General features: G+C 44.7%; 10 protein-coding genes and 2 pseudogenes. 11 read left to right on the top strand and 1 reads right to left on the bottom strand.

Annotated features, from left to right (window positions below; genetic code table 11):
• Positions 1–413: pseudogene (locus VB691_RS23095) on the bottom strand (hypothetical protein); the annotation flags it as partial.
• 245 nt (positions 414–658) lie between these two features.
• On the opposite strand from VB691_RS23095, the pseudogene VB691_RS23090 reads away from it, so the two are divergent.
• From VB691_RS23090 to VB691_RS23040, 11 genes and pseudogenes are all read left to right on the top strand, one after another.
• Positions 659–1,930: pseudogene (locus tag VB691_RS23090) on the top strand (ISL3 family transposase).
• 119 nt (positions 1,931–2,049) lie between these two features.
• Positions 2,050–2,214 carry a hypothetical protein gene (locus tag VB691_RS23085; protein WP_323293881.1) on the top strand — a complete coding sequence of 55 codons (165 nt, stop codon included), beginning with the start codon at positions 2,050–2,052 and terminating at the stop codon, positions 2,212–2,214.
• A 476-nt stretch (positions 2,215–2,690) separates the two neighbouring features.
• Entirely contained in the window at positions 2,691–4,670 is a 1,980-nt protein-coding gene (locus tag VB691_RS23080; protein ID WP_323293880.1) for a PatA/PatG family cyanobactin maturation protease, read from the top strand.
• A 97-nt stretch (positions 4,671–4,767) separates the two neighbouring features.
• Positions 4,768–5,013 (top strand): cyanobactin biosynthesis system PatB/AcyB/McaB family protein, encoded by a 246-nt coding sequence (locus VB691_RS23075; RefSeq protein WP_323293879.1) that lies wholly within the window; start codon positions 4,768–4,770, stop codon positions 5,011–5,013.
• Between the two features lie 16 nt (positions 5,014–5,029).
• The gene (locus VB691_RS23070; protein WP_323293878.1) at positions 5,030–5,743 is read left to right on the top strand and encodes a cyanobactin biosynthesis PatC/TenC/TruC family protein; all 714 of its coding nucleotides are present in this window, start codon (positions 5,030–5,032) and stop codon (positions 5,741–5,743) included.
• Between the two features lie 64 nt (positions 5,744–5,807).
• Positions 5,808–8,132, top strand: a complete 2,325-nt coding sequence (locus tag VB691_RS23065; RefSeq protein WP_323293877.1) for a TOMM precursor leader peptide-binding protein — start codon at positions 5,808–5,810, stop codon at positions 8,130–8,132.
• A gap of 19 nt (positions 8,133–8,151) precedes the next feature.
• Positions 8,152–8,586 carry a hypothetical protein gene (locus VB691_RS23060; protein WP_323293876.1) on the top strand — a complete coding sequence of 145 codons (435 nt, stop codon included), beginning with the start codon at positions 8,152–8,154 and terminating at the stop codon, positions 8,584–8,586.
• A gap of 127 nt (positions 8,587–8,713) precedes the next feature.
• The gene (locus VB691_RS23055; RefSeq protein WP_323293882.1) at positions 8,714–8,956 is read left to right on the top strand and encodes a DUF5837 family cyanobactin class RiPP; all 243 of its coding nucleotides are present in this window, start codon (positions 8,714–8,716) and stop codon (positions 8,954–8,956) included.
• Positions 8,957–9,217: 261 nt separating this feature from the next.
• Positions 9,218–10,927, top strand: coding sequence for a DUF5838 family protein (locus VB691_RS23050; protein ID WP_323293875.1), 1,710 nt, complete (start codon positions 9,218–9,220; stop codon positions 10,925–10,927).
• Positions 10,928–10,973: 46 nt separating this feature from the next.
• The gene (locus VB691_RS23045) at positions 10,974–11,942 is read left to right on the top strand and encodes a LynF/TruF/PatF family peptide O-prenyltransferase (protein WP_323293874.1); all 969 of its coding nucleotides are present in this window, start codon (positions 10,974–10,976) and stop codon (positions 11,940–11,942) included.
• A 130-nt stretch (positions 11,943–12,072) separates the two neighbouring features.
• Positions 12,073–15,945: a PatA/PatG family cyanobactin maturation protease gene (locus VB691_RS23040; RefSeq protein ID WP_323293873.1), complete on the top strand. Its 3,873-nt coding sequence runs from the start codon at positions 12,073–12,075 to the stop codon at positions 15,943–15,945.
• Positions 15,946–16,271: the final 326 nt, after the last annotated feature.

Genomic DNA, 16,271 nt, shown 5'->3' with positions numbered 1-16,271 from the left:
AGAAACTGTTCTAGTCGTTTTCGAGTTAACTGGTTCTCAGAAATTTTCTGCGCTAAAACCGAGATTCTTTTGACCCTTCCTGAGATACCAAGTTGTTGTTTCAGGAAATTATGAGTTTCTTCCCCTTTGTTAATGATTATTCTTTCCACTTGAGAAACAGATAAGATAGTTTGATCATCATTCTCATTAGGTAAAGACTCAAGAATTATAGGTAAATCTTTAGTATCTGTAATAGATTGGTAGTCAGTTTCTTCATCATCTTCGCCTTTAAGAAAACGTCCTAATTGAGCATATTGATCATAACTTTCTTTGACTTCTTCCACCATTTCTGTGATTTCTTCAACCAGATTATCAATAGCTTCAATCGGGTAGATCCCACATAAATCTTTAAACAGCTTCCTTAAACTATTCAAATGTTTAGAAACCTCGACTTCTGACGTTTTCTGGGCTTGATGTAGTTGCTGTTCTACCCTTAATTTTTGTTGAAGATCATTGGCTCTTCTAGACTAAGTATGATAATTTAATAATTAAAAAGAGCGAAGAAGAAAAGATTATTAAAATCTAATCACCGTATAATCTTTACCGAAGCTTAACTAGAGACTATCTTTTATGTTATTAAATAGCTAATATAAAGTTGCAAAAATGAGTTTTTAATAAAATGCCATCTAACTCTCTGCTCCATTTTATCACTAAAATCGTTAAATTTGAAAGTTTTAAAGCAACGAATTGTCATTTTATTACGGAGAATGAATTGGTTATTGAATTAGAAAAGAAAGAACGTTTATCAACTTGTCCACATTGTCAAAAAACCACAGATAAAGTTCATCAATCTCATCGATATAGAGTCAGAGACATTCCCTTTAGTAGTTGGGATGTATTTCTCCTAGTTAATCGTCGTCAATTTAGGTGTAAAAACTGCGACAAAGTATTTAGTGAAGAATTAAATTTTGTCAAAAAAAGAAGAACATATACAATGAGATTAGCAGAAAAAGTTATCAAAGAAGTGTTAGAAACAGATGTTTTAAATACGGGAAAAAGAAATAGAATGAGTCCAGCAGAAATAGAAACAATACTCAAAGAATTAGAAGAAGATTTATTGAAGGAAAAACCCAGGGACTTAAAAAGGCTAGGAATTGATGAGATCACCCATTTAAAGAGAGGGAAAAATTATGCGGCAGTTTTAGTAGATTTAGATAAGAGAAAACCGATAGCATTATTAGAAAAAAGAAATAAAGAAGTTATAGCAGAATACTTACTGGGTCTAGGTTCAGACATATTAAACCAAATAGAAGAAGTTAGTATTGACTTGTGGGTTCCCTATAAAAGTGTGGTAGAAGAACTAATGCCTAATGCACAAGTTGTCGCCGATAGATTCCATGTGATGACACAAATTAATAAAGAGTTAGATTCAAGAAGAAAAGAGGAAAAAAGACAGGCAGAAAGGTTAAAAAACAAAAAGCAGAGAGAGGAAAAAACTCAAGGAATAAAAAAGAGCAAATATCCGTTGCTCAAGAAAAAAGAAAAGCTGACTGAAATCGAAAAAGAGAAATTTAAAGAATTGGAAAAAGTGGCACCTGACTTAATGCTAATGTATCAAGAAAAAGAAAAAATAAGAGAAATATTTGAAAGTAAAATAACGGCAGATGAAGCCTTTTGGAAAATGGTAGAATGAACGGAATCAGCTTATAAATATTTCCCGAAAAGCGCACCGCCCGCGCCGAGGTTTCCTCGGCATCAGGACGGAGCAAGCAGTTGTCGAACAATAAAAAGATGAATTGATGAGATTTTAGCCTATTTTGATAACAGAATAAACCAAGGTGCAGTAGAAGGAATCAATCAAAAAATAAAGTTAATTAAGAGGAGAGGTTATGGGTTAAATAATTTTGACAACTTTAGAAGAAGAGTTCTCTTAAATTGGCATTTTTGTTAGGAATTTATCATACTTAGTCTAGAAGAGCCAAAAAAATTACCTTAGAAATAACAGGAGAAAACGGCATTGTTGTCAAAGCTGAAGTTAATCGTAAAACCTTAGCCAAGCAAGTTGAAAAGATGGACAGTTTCGAGGGTTGGATAGCTGCTTTATCAGAGAAAGTTACCGAGATTTCTCCTGATGGTGTGGTGACTTTAGAAGGGGCAAATGTTCAAGTCTTTGAGAGAAAGCAGAAGACTAACCCAGAAGAAAATGAGGTTCAAAAATCAAAATCTGTTGCCTAATGTTAGCTCAACAAACGCTTTTTCAAATTTCACAACTCCTGGGGATTTCAACCATCGAATAAAACAGCATTTATCTGGATAAAACCGTTGATTTAGGCAGGATACCATCCATCTTCAAGTATTTGTTCAAAACTAAACGGACAAGTATCTGGAAAATTGAACTTAAAGCCTTTGGCTTTCCCATGACGTTCTATTAAATTAACATATCCACGAGTTTATTTTTTGAGGGTGAATCTTGAAAGTAGATGGAAAACTTTGGATTTAATGGCGATCACTATTGGACAAAAACTTTTCCATATGCTGACTATTGTTGCTAAATGTTACAGTTTCGTTGAGTCTGTTTACCAAGTTTTTTTTTCTGGTATATTAGGCCGAGTTATAGCAGTCCTGCTACGTCTATCTCGCTTTACCTCGGTGAGATCTGATCTCTAGGATTGCACTATTGCGGAACTCAATCAATTTTTCGAGGTTCCCTTATGTCTGCTGTTTTTACAGTACCCGCATTGTCCCAACTCACACAGCTAACCCAAGGTGACGAAAATATTTGTATTGCCGTCCTAGATGGACCCGTTGATCGATCCCATCCTTGTTTTGGGGGCGCAAATTTTACGATCTTGCCCTCCCTTGTTCAAGAGAAGGCTCGACCAGACGGAAATATGTCCGTCCACGGCACTCATGTTTCCAGTATTATCTTTGGTCAGCCTGGCAGTTCGGTAATAGGAATTGCACCGAGGTGTAAAGGGATAATTGTCCCCATCTTTTCAGATGATCATCGCACTGTATCGCAGTTAGACCTAGCACGAGGCATTGAGCAGGCGGTCAATGCTGGAGCGAACATAATTAACATCAGTGGGGGACAACTCACTGATTTTGGCGAAGCGGAAGGCTGGTTAGAGAATGCGGTGCGTTTATGCGAACAGCAAAATGTTTTACTGGTTGCGGCTGCGGGGAATAATGGATGTGAATGTCTGCACGTCCCGGCTGCCCTTTCCTCTGTCCTGGCTGTGGGGGCGATGGATGCCAACGGTCAGCCCCTAGATTTTAGCAATTGGGGTGAAACCTATCAAAATCAAGGTATTCTAGCCCTTGGAGAAAACATACTGGGGGCAAAACCCGGTGGAGGAAACCAGAGTCTGAGCGGTACCAGCTTTGCTACTCCAATAGTTGCAGGGGTAGCGGCACTGCTGCTGAGTTTGCAACGGAAGCGGAGCAACTCCCCTAACCCCCACAAAATTCGTGAAATTTTGTTACAGAGTGCTTTGCCCTGTGACCTTGACCTGCCTGCCGATGTCAAGCGATGTCTGGCGGGCAAACTTAACATCCCTGGATCTGTCACATTACTAACAGGAGGAAATATGCCAGAGGAAATCGCATCAGTTGATGTATCAGCAGTGGAAGCCGCAGGTTGCGGTTGTGGTGGGGGAGTCAGCAATACTGCTGAAGCACAGATCGCCGCATCTGAACAATCTATTAAGGGAAGTAGCCCTGTAGCTGCCCCCAGTAACACACCCAACCTACAAGACCTATTAAATTCTTTACCCCAACAACCCACAATGCCAAATCTCACTGCTAATTCTATCACCGCCAGTCAAGCTCCCAGCGAAATTGCGGGCCTCGGTCAGCTAGTCTATGCTTTAGGGACGTTAGGCTATGACTTCGGAACTGAAGCCCGTCGGGATACATTTAAACAACTGATGCCTCCTTTTAGTTTTGCGGGGACGATGGTACCGGCTAACCCCTATGATGCTCGCCAGATGGTGGACTATTTGGGAGAAAATATCTCTGAATCGCGCTCGCTGATCTGGACTCTTAATATTGAATTAACTCCAGTGTATGCGATCGACCCTAGCGGACCCTTCGCTGCCGAGACTTACCGCGCCCTCCACGAACTCCTGTCTGGACAAATTCAACAGGAAAGCAATGCTGATTTCGTTGAGCGCGTTAGCATTCCCGGTATCTTAACGGGACGCAAAGTCAAGCTGTTCTCCGGTCAAGTAATCCCAGTAATTGAACCCCAAAGCACCCGTGGACTCTATGGTTGGAAAGTCAACGACTTAGTGGGTGCAGCCATTCAAGCAGTAGAAGCTGAAGCCGGCACTGCTGATGAAGACAGAATCCGCAAGACCCTGGATGGTTTTCTAAATCGTATTTACTACGATTTACGCAACTTAGGAACCACTTCCCAAGACCGCGCCCTCAACTTCTCTGTTACCAACGCCTTCCAAGCAGCGCAAACCTTCAGTGAAGCGGTAGCTGTGGGTATGGAACTCGACAGTATTACTGTGGAGAAAAGCCCGTTCTGTCGTATGGATAGCGATTGTTGGGATGTCAAGCTGAAGTTCTTTGACCCCGAAAACAGCCGTCGTGCCAAGAAGATTTTCCGTTTCACTATTGATGTGAGTGACCTTATTCCCGTTACCTTGGGCGACGTTCGTTCTTGGTCTTCCCCTTATTAGGAAACTGGACAATTTTGGTGAGAGTGCTAGGAAAAACCGGACTTTCACCAAGATTCACCGCTTTGTTGTTCAATTAAAATACGGAGAATCCTCAATCATGCGACTTCCTGCCTTGTCTCCCCCTGTCAAACGTCCCCATTTCATCCAACCCTCCCTGTCGGTGGATATTGAACACGGTAGTATTGACGAGTTAGTAGCTATGCGAATGAGACTACTTCATGGTGCTAACTATAACGATCCTGCCGCCTATGCCAACCGCAGTTTCAACCAAGTAATGCACTCAAGTGCATCTAGTGCCAGCCAGGGCTGGGGCGGCTTTGGTGGCATGGGACGATTCTATTAATTAGCGGATAATCACCATGACTCAAAACACTGAAACTCTCTGGCAAATTGGCCAATCTGGCAAAGGGGGGCAGGAATTTCTGCAAGCGGGCGGTTGGCAGGCGGAATTTACCTACATTGTGGGGTCGGATGACGACCCGATTAACCAGCCCCGAATGCCGTCATTGCTCTTGGTTCCCGGTCTTAAAACTAAACCAAAACGTGGACGGAAAGAGCTTTTTGCCACAGATAAACTGAATATTCAGTTTTCTCTGCCCCAGAGTTACAGTGACGGTGAACTCACGCTTTTTTACAATTTTTACGGCTCGGAAACGGATACCCTCTTTGTCGATGGTGAGCCTATTACCGAACTCGTCGGAGCAGGTGAACGCAAGCTGAATCGAACCCAGACTCCTTTGCCTGCCCTCAGTGCGGGGAAACATACCCTAACCCTCACTACTGCTGGTGGAGTGGGAGGCAAACACTCGATTGATTACCTCAAACTTGATGGGGTTGTCGCGGCTAAAACACCAGAAAAAACGCAGGAAACTATGACTAAACCGAAGGAAACTATGGCTAAAGCTACTACTCCAGAACCCGAAGTAACTGTCGATGTCCCCAAGAAGTCCTACGTCCCGACTTCCCAGACAGGGCTGCAAGATTACGGATATTGGTATGACTATTGTCGAAAACAGGCGAAAAAAACTGAGAAGGATCACAAACCGTTCCGGCGAGGGCGCATCTGGGCCTAATCGTGATCCTGCAGTTTTCGTCCGCATTTATTAACTGAATATTCATTAAATAACTGTTTTTGTTATGCAACCCACCACCCTGCTCCAAATTAGACCCCACTTTCATGTTGAGGTGATCGAACCAAAGCAAGTATATCTTCTTGGCGAACAAGATAACCACGCCCTCACCGGACAACTTTACTGCCAGATTTTGCCCCTGTTAAACGGGGAATACACCCTAGAACAGATTGTTGAAAAACTCGAAGGGGAAGTCCCTGCCGAATATATTGACTATGTGCTTAATCGTTTGGCAGAAAAGGGTTATCTGACCGAGGCCGCCCCAGAGTTATCGTCGGAAGTGGCTGCTTTTTGGAGTCAGTTGGGGGTTGCGCCACCCGTTGCTGCTCAAGCACTCAAGCAAACTGTCTCACTGACAACGGTGGGAGACAACATCAGTGAAATGACCCTTGCTACCCTGGCAACTGCCCTGAAAGATACGGGGATTCAGATACAGGCTCAAAATGAGGATAGTTCTTCTGTTGTGTTAAATGTGGTGTTAACGGATGATTATTTACAGCCGGAACTGGCCGTCATTAACCAGCAAGCACTAGAAAGCCAACAAACTTGGTTACTGGTTAAACCTGTGGGTAGTGTCCTCTGGTTGGGGCCTGTGTTTGTACCAGGGAAGACGGGATGTTGGGGCTGTCTGGCCCAGCGACTCCAAGGCAACAGGGAGGTAGAAAACTCGGTATTACAGCAAAAACGGGACCGAAAGGGGAGTAATGGCTCTATAAGGGGTTGTTTACCTACGGCACGGGCGACACTACCCTCGACCCTACAAATGGGTTTACAGTTTGCTGCTACGGAAATCGCCAAGTGGCTTGTCAAGCAGCATATTAATGTTAATGAACAGGGAACAGCGTTTTTCCCGACCCTAGACGGCAAAATCATTACTTTTAACCAGACGATTCTAGATTTGAAAAGTCATGTCCTAGGCCGGCGACCCCAATGTTCTAACTGTGGTGATCGAGAAATCTTGCAACGGCGGGGCTTTGAACCAGTAAAACTGGAATCACGCCCCAAACACTTTACCCATGATGGCGGTCATCGTGCCTTTACTCCAGAACAAACGGTACAAAAACATCAACACCTAATTAGTCCCATAACTGGAGTTGTAACCGAACTGGTACGACTTACAGATCCGGCTAATCCGTTGGTGCATACCTACAAGGCAGGCCATGCCTTTGGCAGTTCCACTTCCCTGCGTGGTTTACGGAATATGCTACGCCACAAGAGTTCTGGCAAGGGCAAAACTGACAGCCAATCCCGTGCTAGTGGTTTGTGTGAGGCTATTGAACGCTATTCGGGCATCTTTCAGGGGGACGAACCCCGTAAACAAGTAACCTTGGCTGAATTGGGAGATTTGGCCATTCATCCAGAGCAGTGTTTGCATTTTAGTGACGCGCAGTATGCTAACCGAGAGGCTTTAAATGCCCAAGGTTCAGCAGCGGCCTATCGTTGGATTCCCCTGCGATTTGATCCTAGTCAAGCGATTGACTGGACACCGATATGGTCATTGACTGAACAGAAGCATAAATATCTGCCTACTGCCCTTTGTTACTACAATTACCCTTTAACAGATGTTCATCGCTTCTGTAAAGCGGATTCTAATGGTAACGCTGCGGGCAATACCCTAGAAGAAGCCATCCTACAAGGGTTTATGGAACTGGTGGAACGGGATAGTATAGCGATCTGGTGGTACAACCGCCTACGCCGTCCAGAGGTGGATCTGAGTACCTTTAATGAGCCTTATTTTATCGATTTGCAACAGTTCTATCGAGAACAGAATCGTGAATTATGGGTGTTAGATGTGACTGCTGATTTCGGGATTCCTGCGTTTGCAGGGCTATCACGGCGCACGGTGGGCAGTTCGGAGCGTGTCTCTATTGGTTTTGGAGCGCACCTTGACCCGACCATTGCTATTCTTCGCGCTCTTACTGAGGTCAGTCAAGTGGGACTAGAACTAGATAAAATCCCTGACGATAAGCTTGATGGCGAGTCTAAGGACTGGATGATCGGGGTAACTCTGGAGACTCATCCTTGTTTAGCACCAGATCGATCGCAGCCAATGAAAACCGCCAGTGATTATCCGAAGCGTTGGAGTAATGACATTTACACTGACGTGATGGCTTGTGTAGAGATTGCTCGTACAGTGGGGTTAGAAACGTTGGTATTAGACCAAACGCGACCAGATATCGGATTAAACGTGGTTAAGGTCATCATTCCAGGAATGCGAACCTTTTGGTCACGGTTTGGACCAGGGCGGCTTTATGACGTACCAGTTAAACTGGGGTGGCTCAAGGAGTCACTACCTGAAGCTGAGATGAACCCCACGAATATACCGTTTTAGGAGGGAAATAAACACCATTATGCAGCTTACCATTGATCTTCCTGAATCTGCCTTTAAACGCCTATCTCGACTGGCAGAACTGACCAAACAACCTTTGTCAGAGCTAGTGATTCAAAGCATCACAGGCAATTTACCCCCTGCGATTGAAACCGCTCCGGTTGAGGCTCGGACTGAACTCTTGGATCTGCAAACTCTAAGCGTTGAAGCTCTACGGCAAATTGCCCAAAGCCAGATCCCGACCGCTCAACAGGAACGCCATATTACTCTGCTAGAACACAATCAGGAAAGCTCACTCTCGGAAACAGAGCAAGAAGAATTGCAGGAACTCTCGAAGGCAGCCGATCAATTAATGCTCAAAAAAGCTCATGCCTGTGCCATCTTGCGGTGGCGAGGACAGCCTATCCGTGATCTGAACCAACTCTCCCCCAACTATTGGCATCCACCGGATATTTAAGAATTTGATTGGCACTGATAATTCCCCTCAAACAAGTGCCAACTAACAAGCTTCACCGCAAGGTGTAAGGGGATTGACCCACCCTAACGGGTCAGTAAACCAAATCAAACATAGAGGTAAACCTCCAATGGACAAGAAAAACATTCTGCCCCAACAAGGCCAACCCGTAATCCGTATGACTGCTGGCAAACTCCCCAGCCACTTGGCTGAACTCTCTGAGGAAGCTCTCGGTGGTAATGGTGCAGAAGCAGCCTTCATAACTATCTGTTCCTATGATGGTGCAGAAGCAGCCTTCATAACTATCTGTTCCTACGATGGTGCAGAAGCAGCCTTCATAACTATCTGTTCCTACGATGGTGACGATGCCTAATTACCTCCGATTTGCTCGTTGCAAGTGGAGCGCATCTTGAGCCTAGTCCAAGTCGGTATTATGGCAGTCAACTGTCTTGAAATATACGACCTAAAGATCACTAGGTTTTAGTCCAGAGACGAGGCCAAGTATGCCTGGACAGCAGACTTGCTCTCAAGTCCTGTATTCTTGGTTCTCGTTGTTTTTTTTGTTCAAGATACACTCAATTTCACAACCAAGTAATTAAGATTTTTTTTCTGGGAGTTATCCTGGTCGAACATCATGCACAATAATTCCATTAGTCCTAGTGAGCCTCTTCAGTCCAACCGAACCCCTGAAGTCGAAAAAGTTCGTACTTTTTATAACAAAAATTCCATCAACTTCAGTCGGATGGTTCCTGATGCGGTGGCTAGAGCCCACAACCTTAGCCTAGCGGCTCGCATGGGGATACAGCCCGGCAACTATATTTTTGATGCCGGTTGTGGTGCTGGAATTCCGGCGATTCATATTGCCCAGTCGTTTCCAGGAACACGCATTGAGGGGATAACGATTTCTGAAGTGGAAGCGGCAGAAGCCCAAATTCGGATTGCCCAAGCCAACTTGGTTGATCGGATACGGGTACAAGTAGGTGATTTTCATGCCCCACCCTTTCCCAACGAAGTCTTTGATGTGGTGTTTTTCAACGACAGCATCAAGTATTCCCATCAGGTCCCCCAAGTTCTCGCGGAAGTCAAGCGTGTGCTGCGTCCGGGGGGAACTCTCTACATTACGGGTCTTTTTGTCAAAGAGCCTCCTCTCTCTCCTCAAGAACAACAAGCACTTGATGAAATGAAACAGGAAGACTTGCAAGGCAGCCATCTAATTCCCATCAATAAAATGGTTGATTTTGTTCAGCAGGCAGGTTTCCAAGCTGTTGAATACGACAAAGACCAAATGGTTAAGATGCCGGCACTCGCTCTGCGTCTAGCGAGCGCCAATTTCAGACACCCCCAGGTGCCTATATCTTTTGGTGATATTAAAGCCGTAAAACCCTTGGAGGTTAAAGCTCAAAACCAGATGCCAAGTTCTGTTGTGAGTTCAAGTCATGGTCAGAATCGCCATGAAGAAAATTTGCGTTACATTCAGGAACATAAGCAAATATTTGACCTTGAAAACTCCTATTTATTGAATTTATTCGAGGAATTTGTGGGAAGGGAGCGACAAGGGAAAGGGGGGACTATTGCCTGTTGCTGCAATATTGAGAAAGATCGTTGTTATTTTACTCGTTTTGCTCATCTTTGTGAAGTTCATGTTCCTAATCCAGCCATGAAATTGCTTGATGTAGAAGATTTCCTTGCTTTTTCTCGTCGTGTAGAACAAAGACCAGAATTTCAGATTAATCGTCAGTTACTTCAGCAGTTTTTAGCCACAGGGTTAGATCCTTCTAAGGTAGATATGGTGACTATTGGTGTTGATATTCGTCCAGAACCAAGACATTCACGAATTAAGTTGTATCTTAGCATTAGGGATTATCCAGAAAAGATAGCAATTGCCATAGCACTTTGTGGAGAACAAAGAGATTGGCAGAATTTAATTATCAATGGGACATTATTAGTTGGGTTTGATTTTTTCTTGGATAATCGAGCAGAGGTAGAAGTCTATCCCACTTTCTATCCCGCTGACCTCCAGCGACCAGATGTCCAAGCATATTTAGCCAAGAAGTTTCCTGCCAAAGCATTGCGGCTACTTAGTGAGAGTGGGGCTTGTCAAATCGGTATTAGTGCCAGCAATGATAGCGATATTCTCTATTTCAATAATTTCAAATCTCCTAATAGTGCCGTTGACTATCTGGATAATGAGATGGTTAATCAAGTTCATGCTCACTATCGGAATCGAGTCTTTCAGGATTTATACATCGGTGTTCCAGAATCTGAATTTTCTGCTAATTCCATTCAGAGAGTGAAAATGTACTATCACATGAATAAATTTGTGAACAGGATGGAATCAAGATAAACTCTGGATTTATGAATATTATTCGCTTTGATTAGGAAATACGATTATGACAATGACTTCTGTGTTTCAGCAAAATTATCTCCGAGAGCAGCGCCTTCGATTTATCCGAACTCATCGAGAAGCTTTCGATGTGGAGCCTAGCTTTCCTCTCCCTGCATTTGAAGAATCTGTTTTTGAAATAGAAGGCTCCTGTGGTGTTGAACCTACTTGCAACGTTGAAGGTGATCGGTTATTTGCAGGAGACTTTCAAGTTTCTAACTATGGACATACTTGGCCGAGATCGCTGACAGATGCCTTACAATTTTTAGATAAAGTTGAAAGTAGAATAGATGTCAAAATCAATCGTAACTTGCTTGAGCAGTTTTCGGCACTATACATTGGTTCTAATAAAATCGAAAATAACACTATAGGCATTGACTTACGTCCGACACTTCAGGATTCTCTGATAAAAATATATATGCACATCCGTCCTGGAGAAGGTAACGAAGAGTTAGTGAGGACAGCGATCGCCCTTGATGGGGCTAAATATTCAGCTGAGTTGACAGAAGTTCTGATCAGGGATGTTGTAGTAATTGGATTTAATCTTTTCTTGGATGGCCGTAGTAACGTGGAAATATGGGCTGGTTCCCCTGGAGGAAAATACGAAATTAATGGAAATCTTGGTAAGTATTTCACCGCCTACATCCAAAAAAATTGTTCGGGTAAAGTTATTTCTCTCTTTAATGTTTCAGACGTTTTGGCGGCAAGTTTTTCTAAGGAAAAGATAGATCCAATTTTGTATTTTCATTTTTTTAATATCAAAGACATACCACAATATTTTGCGTTCAATAGTTTAGGTGATAGGATTTATGACTTTTGTCAGAGTCAGGATTGCATTACCTATGCTGGTGTGAATGTCAAGGAGGGAGACTTGGAAAGTAGTCGATTAGAGAACTATGGTTTTTTCTATAACAAAAGTGATACCTGTCAATCAGATATAGACAGAGATAGAGGGGCAGAATTTCTAGTGGAGTGAGTCATTTGTGCTTGTTGATTCTGCTGCGACTAATCTTCAAAAAAACTAAGATTTCATTGCTAATAATTTCACCGATAGCTGCTGTCATTGACCCACTTACCTAATCATTGTTTCTCCATTATCTACCACCATGAGCAATCACCCATTCGCTATTTCTCTCAATCCCGATATCCAGGTCACAAACACCCAAGACTACTACACCCTGCACTCGGCAGAATCAGAGCCAGTTACTTTGCTAAACTTGGCCACAACCCCCGGCATCAGTATTGCTCTTGATCGTCTCAAGGCAGGCAACACCACCACCGAATCACTCCTACAAGCGTTAACGGAACTTGATGGCCAAGCTGCTGGGGAACAGTTTGCATTGATGCTAAAACAACTTGATGAGCGGGGTTGGTTGAGTTATGCCGTGTTGCCGCTAGCAGTGGCGGTTCCGATGGTGGACTCCGCCGAGTTGAATCTGACCCAACCCCATTGGACACAAACCAATATCACCCTCTCGCGCTTTGCCTACCAACATCCCTACGAAGGCACAATGGTGTTAGAGTCACCCCTCTCCAAGTTTCGGGTTAAGCTACTCGATTGGCGAGCTAGTGCGATTCTGGCTCAACTCGCCCAGCCTAAAACCCTAGGGACAATTACGCCACCGCCCTACCTGGGACCTGAAACTGCCTATCAGTTCCTTAACCTGTTATGGGCAACGGGATTTCTCACGACTGACCCGGAAATCCCTTCGCTTCAGCTTTGGGACTTTCATAACCTGCTGTTCCACAGCCGCAGTCGCTCAGGTCGCCACGACTATCCGCCACAGGATATTGACATTGAGCAGTGGTCTGATTTTCCGGTGGTGAAGCCACCCATGAGTGACAAAATTGTGCCGCTACCGCGTCCGAATCTGGGGGCGTTGATGTGTAATGATGCCACCCTCACGGAAGTGATCGAAACGCGCAAATCAGTTAGAGAACATGACGATAACCATCCGATCGTGATCGAACAACTGGGAGAACTACTTTATCGCACCGCTCGCGTCAAGCAATTGCTTTCTGCAGAGGAGTGGTTTGGTAAGAATTGGCGGGAAACATTAGGTTTTGAAGCGGATATTGATATGGGCGAGTTAAGTCGTCGTCCTTACCCGGGAGGCGGAGCAATGTATGAATTAGAAATTTATCCAGTGGTACGGCATTGTGAAGGTTTGAGTCAGGGGGTGTATCACTACGACCCACTAAATCATCAACTAGAGCAGATTGTTGAATCGAAGGATAATATCTTCGCTGCATTAGGTTATCCTATCGTCTCACGGTCTGGTCCACAGGTTATTTTGGTGATTACAGCGCGATTTGGTAGGTTATTTCGCAAGTATCGCTCTATCGGATATGCGGTGGTGCTTAAGAATGTAGGGGTTCTAATACAAAACTTTTATTTGGTTGCCACTAATATGGGACTAGCCCCCTGTGCCGTGGGAGATGGGAATAGCGATGTTTTTGGGCAAGCAGTGGGACTGGACTATGTGGAAGAGTCGGCTGTTGGAGAATTTGTGTTGGGTTCATTGCCCAAAGGTAATATTAACCCTAGTGGGCTGGAGTTAATTGAGGTTAATAGCTCAAAAGAGTTTACTGAGGCAGCAGTCTCCACCAGTGAAACTGCATTGAATGGGGTTGAAGCTGAGGCGGAAATATTAGGGGGTAAGGTTGAGCCATTGGGATTAATGGCAGAAATTCAGCTTGCTGAGACTGGGGAAGTTTCTGAAAACATTGGGGAGCAAGTTGGGGAAACATTAAGTAGTGCAGAGGAATCTGTTGGGTTGTCTGGGTTAACAGGATCTACATCTGAAATAACAGCGTCAGAGGCTTTGGATAATGAATCAGGTATTGTTGAGGACGAAACATCATCGGCCACTGTTTCAGCTAGTGAAGTTGAGAGTTCTGCCACTAAATTAGCGGTAGCACTTCACCCCCACGACCTAGATGCTCGTATCCCCGGATTAGCTGACCTCCGCAACCAAACCCTCGGCGACCCGCAGATCACCATTGTGGTTCTCGAAGGCAACCCCGACCACTCATTATCCTGTTTCGAGGGAGCCGAAATTTCTAAAGTCTTTCCCTACTGGCTAGAAACTCCAGAGCCATTTTCCCCTGAAGAATACGCGACTTTTCGAGAAATTGAGGATAGCGATCGCCCGAAGCAGGAGAAAGAAGAAGCCCTTCAAGCTGCTTTTACAGAGAGTCAGTGTATTCGTCTTAAAATTGATGACCATACTTGCCACGTCACCAGCATCATTGTTGGTCAGGAGAATACACCATCCCCTGGTATTGCTCCCAACTGTCGCCTGATTAATCTGCCGCTTAATAGCGTTGAAACTTTGGAAGAATTTGTCTCTCCCCTAAGTATGGCTCGTGCCTTTGAGCAAGCCCTAAATTTGGGAGCAAATATCATTCACTGTGGGATCTGTCGCCCCACTCAAACAGGCGAAGATAAAGGTGAAGAACTGTTTGCCCAAGCTGTAAAGAAATGCCTAGATAACAACATTCTGGTTGTCGCCCCTGCGGGTAACGATTTAGGTCAACGCTGGTGTCTCCCTGCGGTACTGCCAGGAACCCTTCCTGTGGGAGCGATGGAAGCAGAGAGTCCGCCGTCCCATTATAGTAACTGGGGGGGCAATTATGCCGAAGACGGGATTATGGCACCAGGTGACGACATTTGGGGAGCGCAACTGGCGACAGAGAAACCTAGACTTAGAACTGGCACGAGTGGAGCAGCCCCAATAATGACGGGTATTTCCGCGTTGCTGATGAGTTTGCAACTACAACAGGGTAAACCTGTTGATGCGGAAGCCGTCCGCACAGCACTACTCAATACGGCGATTCCTTGTGATCCAGAGGTGGTAGAAGAACCTGAACGCTGTCTGCGGGGTTTTGTCAATATTTCTGGCGCAATGAAGGTACTATTTGGGCAACCCTCCGTTACTATTGCCTTTGCAGGAGATCAAGTAACCCGCACTGAATACCCCGGTTATGCTGTGGGAGACTCTACAATTGCTTCAGAGAGCATCACCGCCGCCATGACAGACATTGCGGACAGCCCAACAGTACAACCAGCTACCCCCACTGAGGCACCAATAACCTCCGCAGAACCAGCAAATCCGGCGACGGTTGAAGCTAGTACCGCCTTTTCTGGTCATGTTTATGCTTTAGGTACTCTTGGCTACGACTTTGGTGATGAAGCTCGCCGCGACTCCTTTAAACAACTGATGGCTCCTACTGAAGTTAACGGCATTATGGTTCCGGCAGATCCCTACGATGCTCGCCAAATGGTGGAACACCTCGATCGCCATCCTAACGAAGCCCGTTCCCTGATCTGGACACTCAACATCGACCAAAACGCCATCTATGTCTTAGAGCCAAAAGGCCCCTTTGCCAGCGATGTTTATGCCATGTTACTGCTGATGTTAGCAGGGCAACTCGAACCTGAAACCAGTGATGAATTTGTAGAGCGAATCAGTGTGGCTGCTCGTCGCACCCTCCGCACAGTCGAACTTTTTTCAGGGGAAGTTGTGCCTGTGGTAACAGTGCATGACGTGCGAGGAATGTATGGCTGGACAGTCAACGCCCTGGTGAATTCTGCCCTAGCCACGATTACCAACATAGACCCTGCTCAAGAATCACTAATGCGCGAATCCTTAACTGCCTTCCTCAATCGCGTCTATCACGACTTACATAATTTGGGGCAGACTTCACGCGATCGCGCTCTTAACTTTGCTGCCACCAACATTTTCCAAGCAACCTCCGTTTTTGCCGAAGTCCTCGCCTCTGATCGCCGCCTCGACACGATTACAGTGGAAAAAAGCCCCTACTGTCGGATTAAAAGCGATTGCTGGGATGTTTTGCTCACCTTCTTTGACCCCGAAAGCAGTCGCCGATCGCGTCGGGTCTTCCGTTTTACTTTGGATGTAGTAGAGAATCTGCCCGTCACCATTGGCAACATTAAACGCTGGTCAATACCATAGACCTGAGTTCGATATAAGATCATCACCCAGGGCAATCGCATTTAATTTCCACCTGTAAATTTAACAGATATTATCGAAGATTTAGGACTCGAATAGCTTTAACCCCCAAGAACAATTATCCTTGGGGAATTTTATTATAAACCAGCCTTTATATGGGTGGCTGGTAGTTTTGAATCTTATGCCCAATCATAAAGTTTTATGTATACTTCTCAGAAAGCCTTAAGCTTTTCTTTAGGTTATTGGGGTAAGAGAAGTGCTGTGATGCTGATGAAATAGGTCAGGTACGGATTACCCTCATTGTTAACCTTTGTAACTTTTCTTATAAT

Source organism: Crocosphaera sp. XPORK-15E (assembly GCF_034931425.1).
GTDB lineage: Bacteria > Cyanobacteriota > Cyanobacteriia > Cyanobacteriales > Microcystaceae > UHCC-0190.
The sequence above is the reverse complement of the archived record's forward strand: the minus strand, read 5'-3'. Positions and strand labels throughout refer to the sequence as shown.

What these genes read in the sequence shown, in the direction of transcription:
- VB691_RS23085 (WP_323293881.1), top strand. Translation starts at nt 2,050, where the DNA reads ATGGACAGTTTCGAGGGTTGGATAGCTGCTTTATCAGAGAAAGTTACC.
- VB691_RS23080 (WP_323293880.1), top strand. Translation starts at nt 2,691, where the DNA reads ATGTCTGCTGTTTTTACAGTACCCGCATTGTCCCAACTCACACAGCTA.
- VB691_RS23075 (WP_323293879.1), top strand. Translation starts at nt 4,768, where the DNA reads ATGCGACTTCCTGCCTTGTCTCCCCCTGTCAAACGTCCCCATTTCATC.
- VB691_RS23070 (WP_323293878.1), top strand. Translation starts at nt 5,030, where the DNA reads ATGACTCAAAACACTGAAACTCTCTGGCAAATTGGCCAATCTGGCAAA.
- VB691_RS23065 (WP_323293877.1), top strand. Translation starts at nt 5,808, where the DNA reads ATGCAACCCACCACCCTGCTCCAAATTAGACCCCACTTTCATGTTGAG.
- VB691_RS23060 (WP_323293876.1), top strand. Translation starts at nt 8,152, where the DNA reads ATGCAGCTTACCATTGATCTTCCTGAATCTGCCTTTAAACGCCTATCT.
- VB691_RS23055 (WP_323293882.1), top strand. Translation starts at nt 8,714, where the DNA reads ATGGACAAGAAAAACATTCTGCCCCAACAAGGCCAACCCGTAATCCGT.
- VB691_RS23050 (WP_323293875.1), top strand. Translation starts at nt 9,218, where the DNA reads ATGCACAATAATTCCATTAGTCCTAGTGAGCCTCTTCAGTCCAACCGA.
- VB691_RS23045 (WP_323293874.1), top strand. Translation starts at nt 10,974, where the DNA reads ATGACAATGACTTCTGTGTTTCAGCAAAATTATCTCCGAGAGCAGCGC.
- VB691_RS23040 (WP_323293873.1), top strand. Translation starts at nt 12,073, where the DNA reads ATGAGCAATCACCCATTCGCTATTTCTCTCAATCCCGATATCCAGGTC.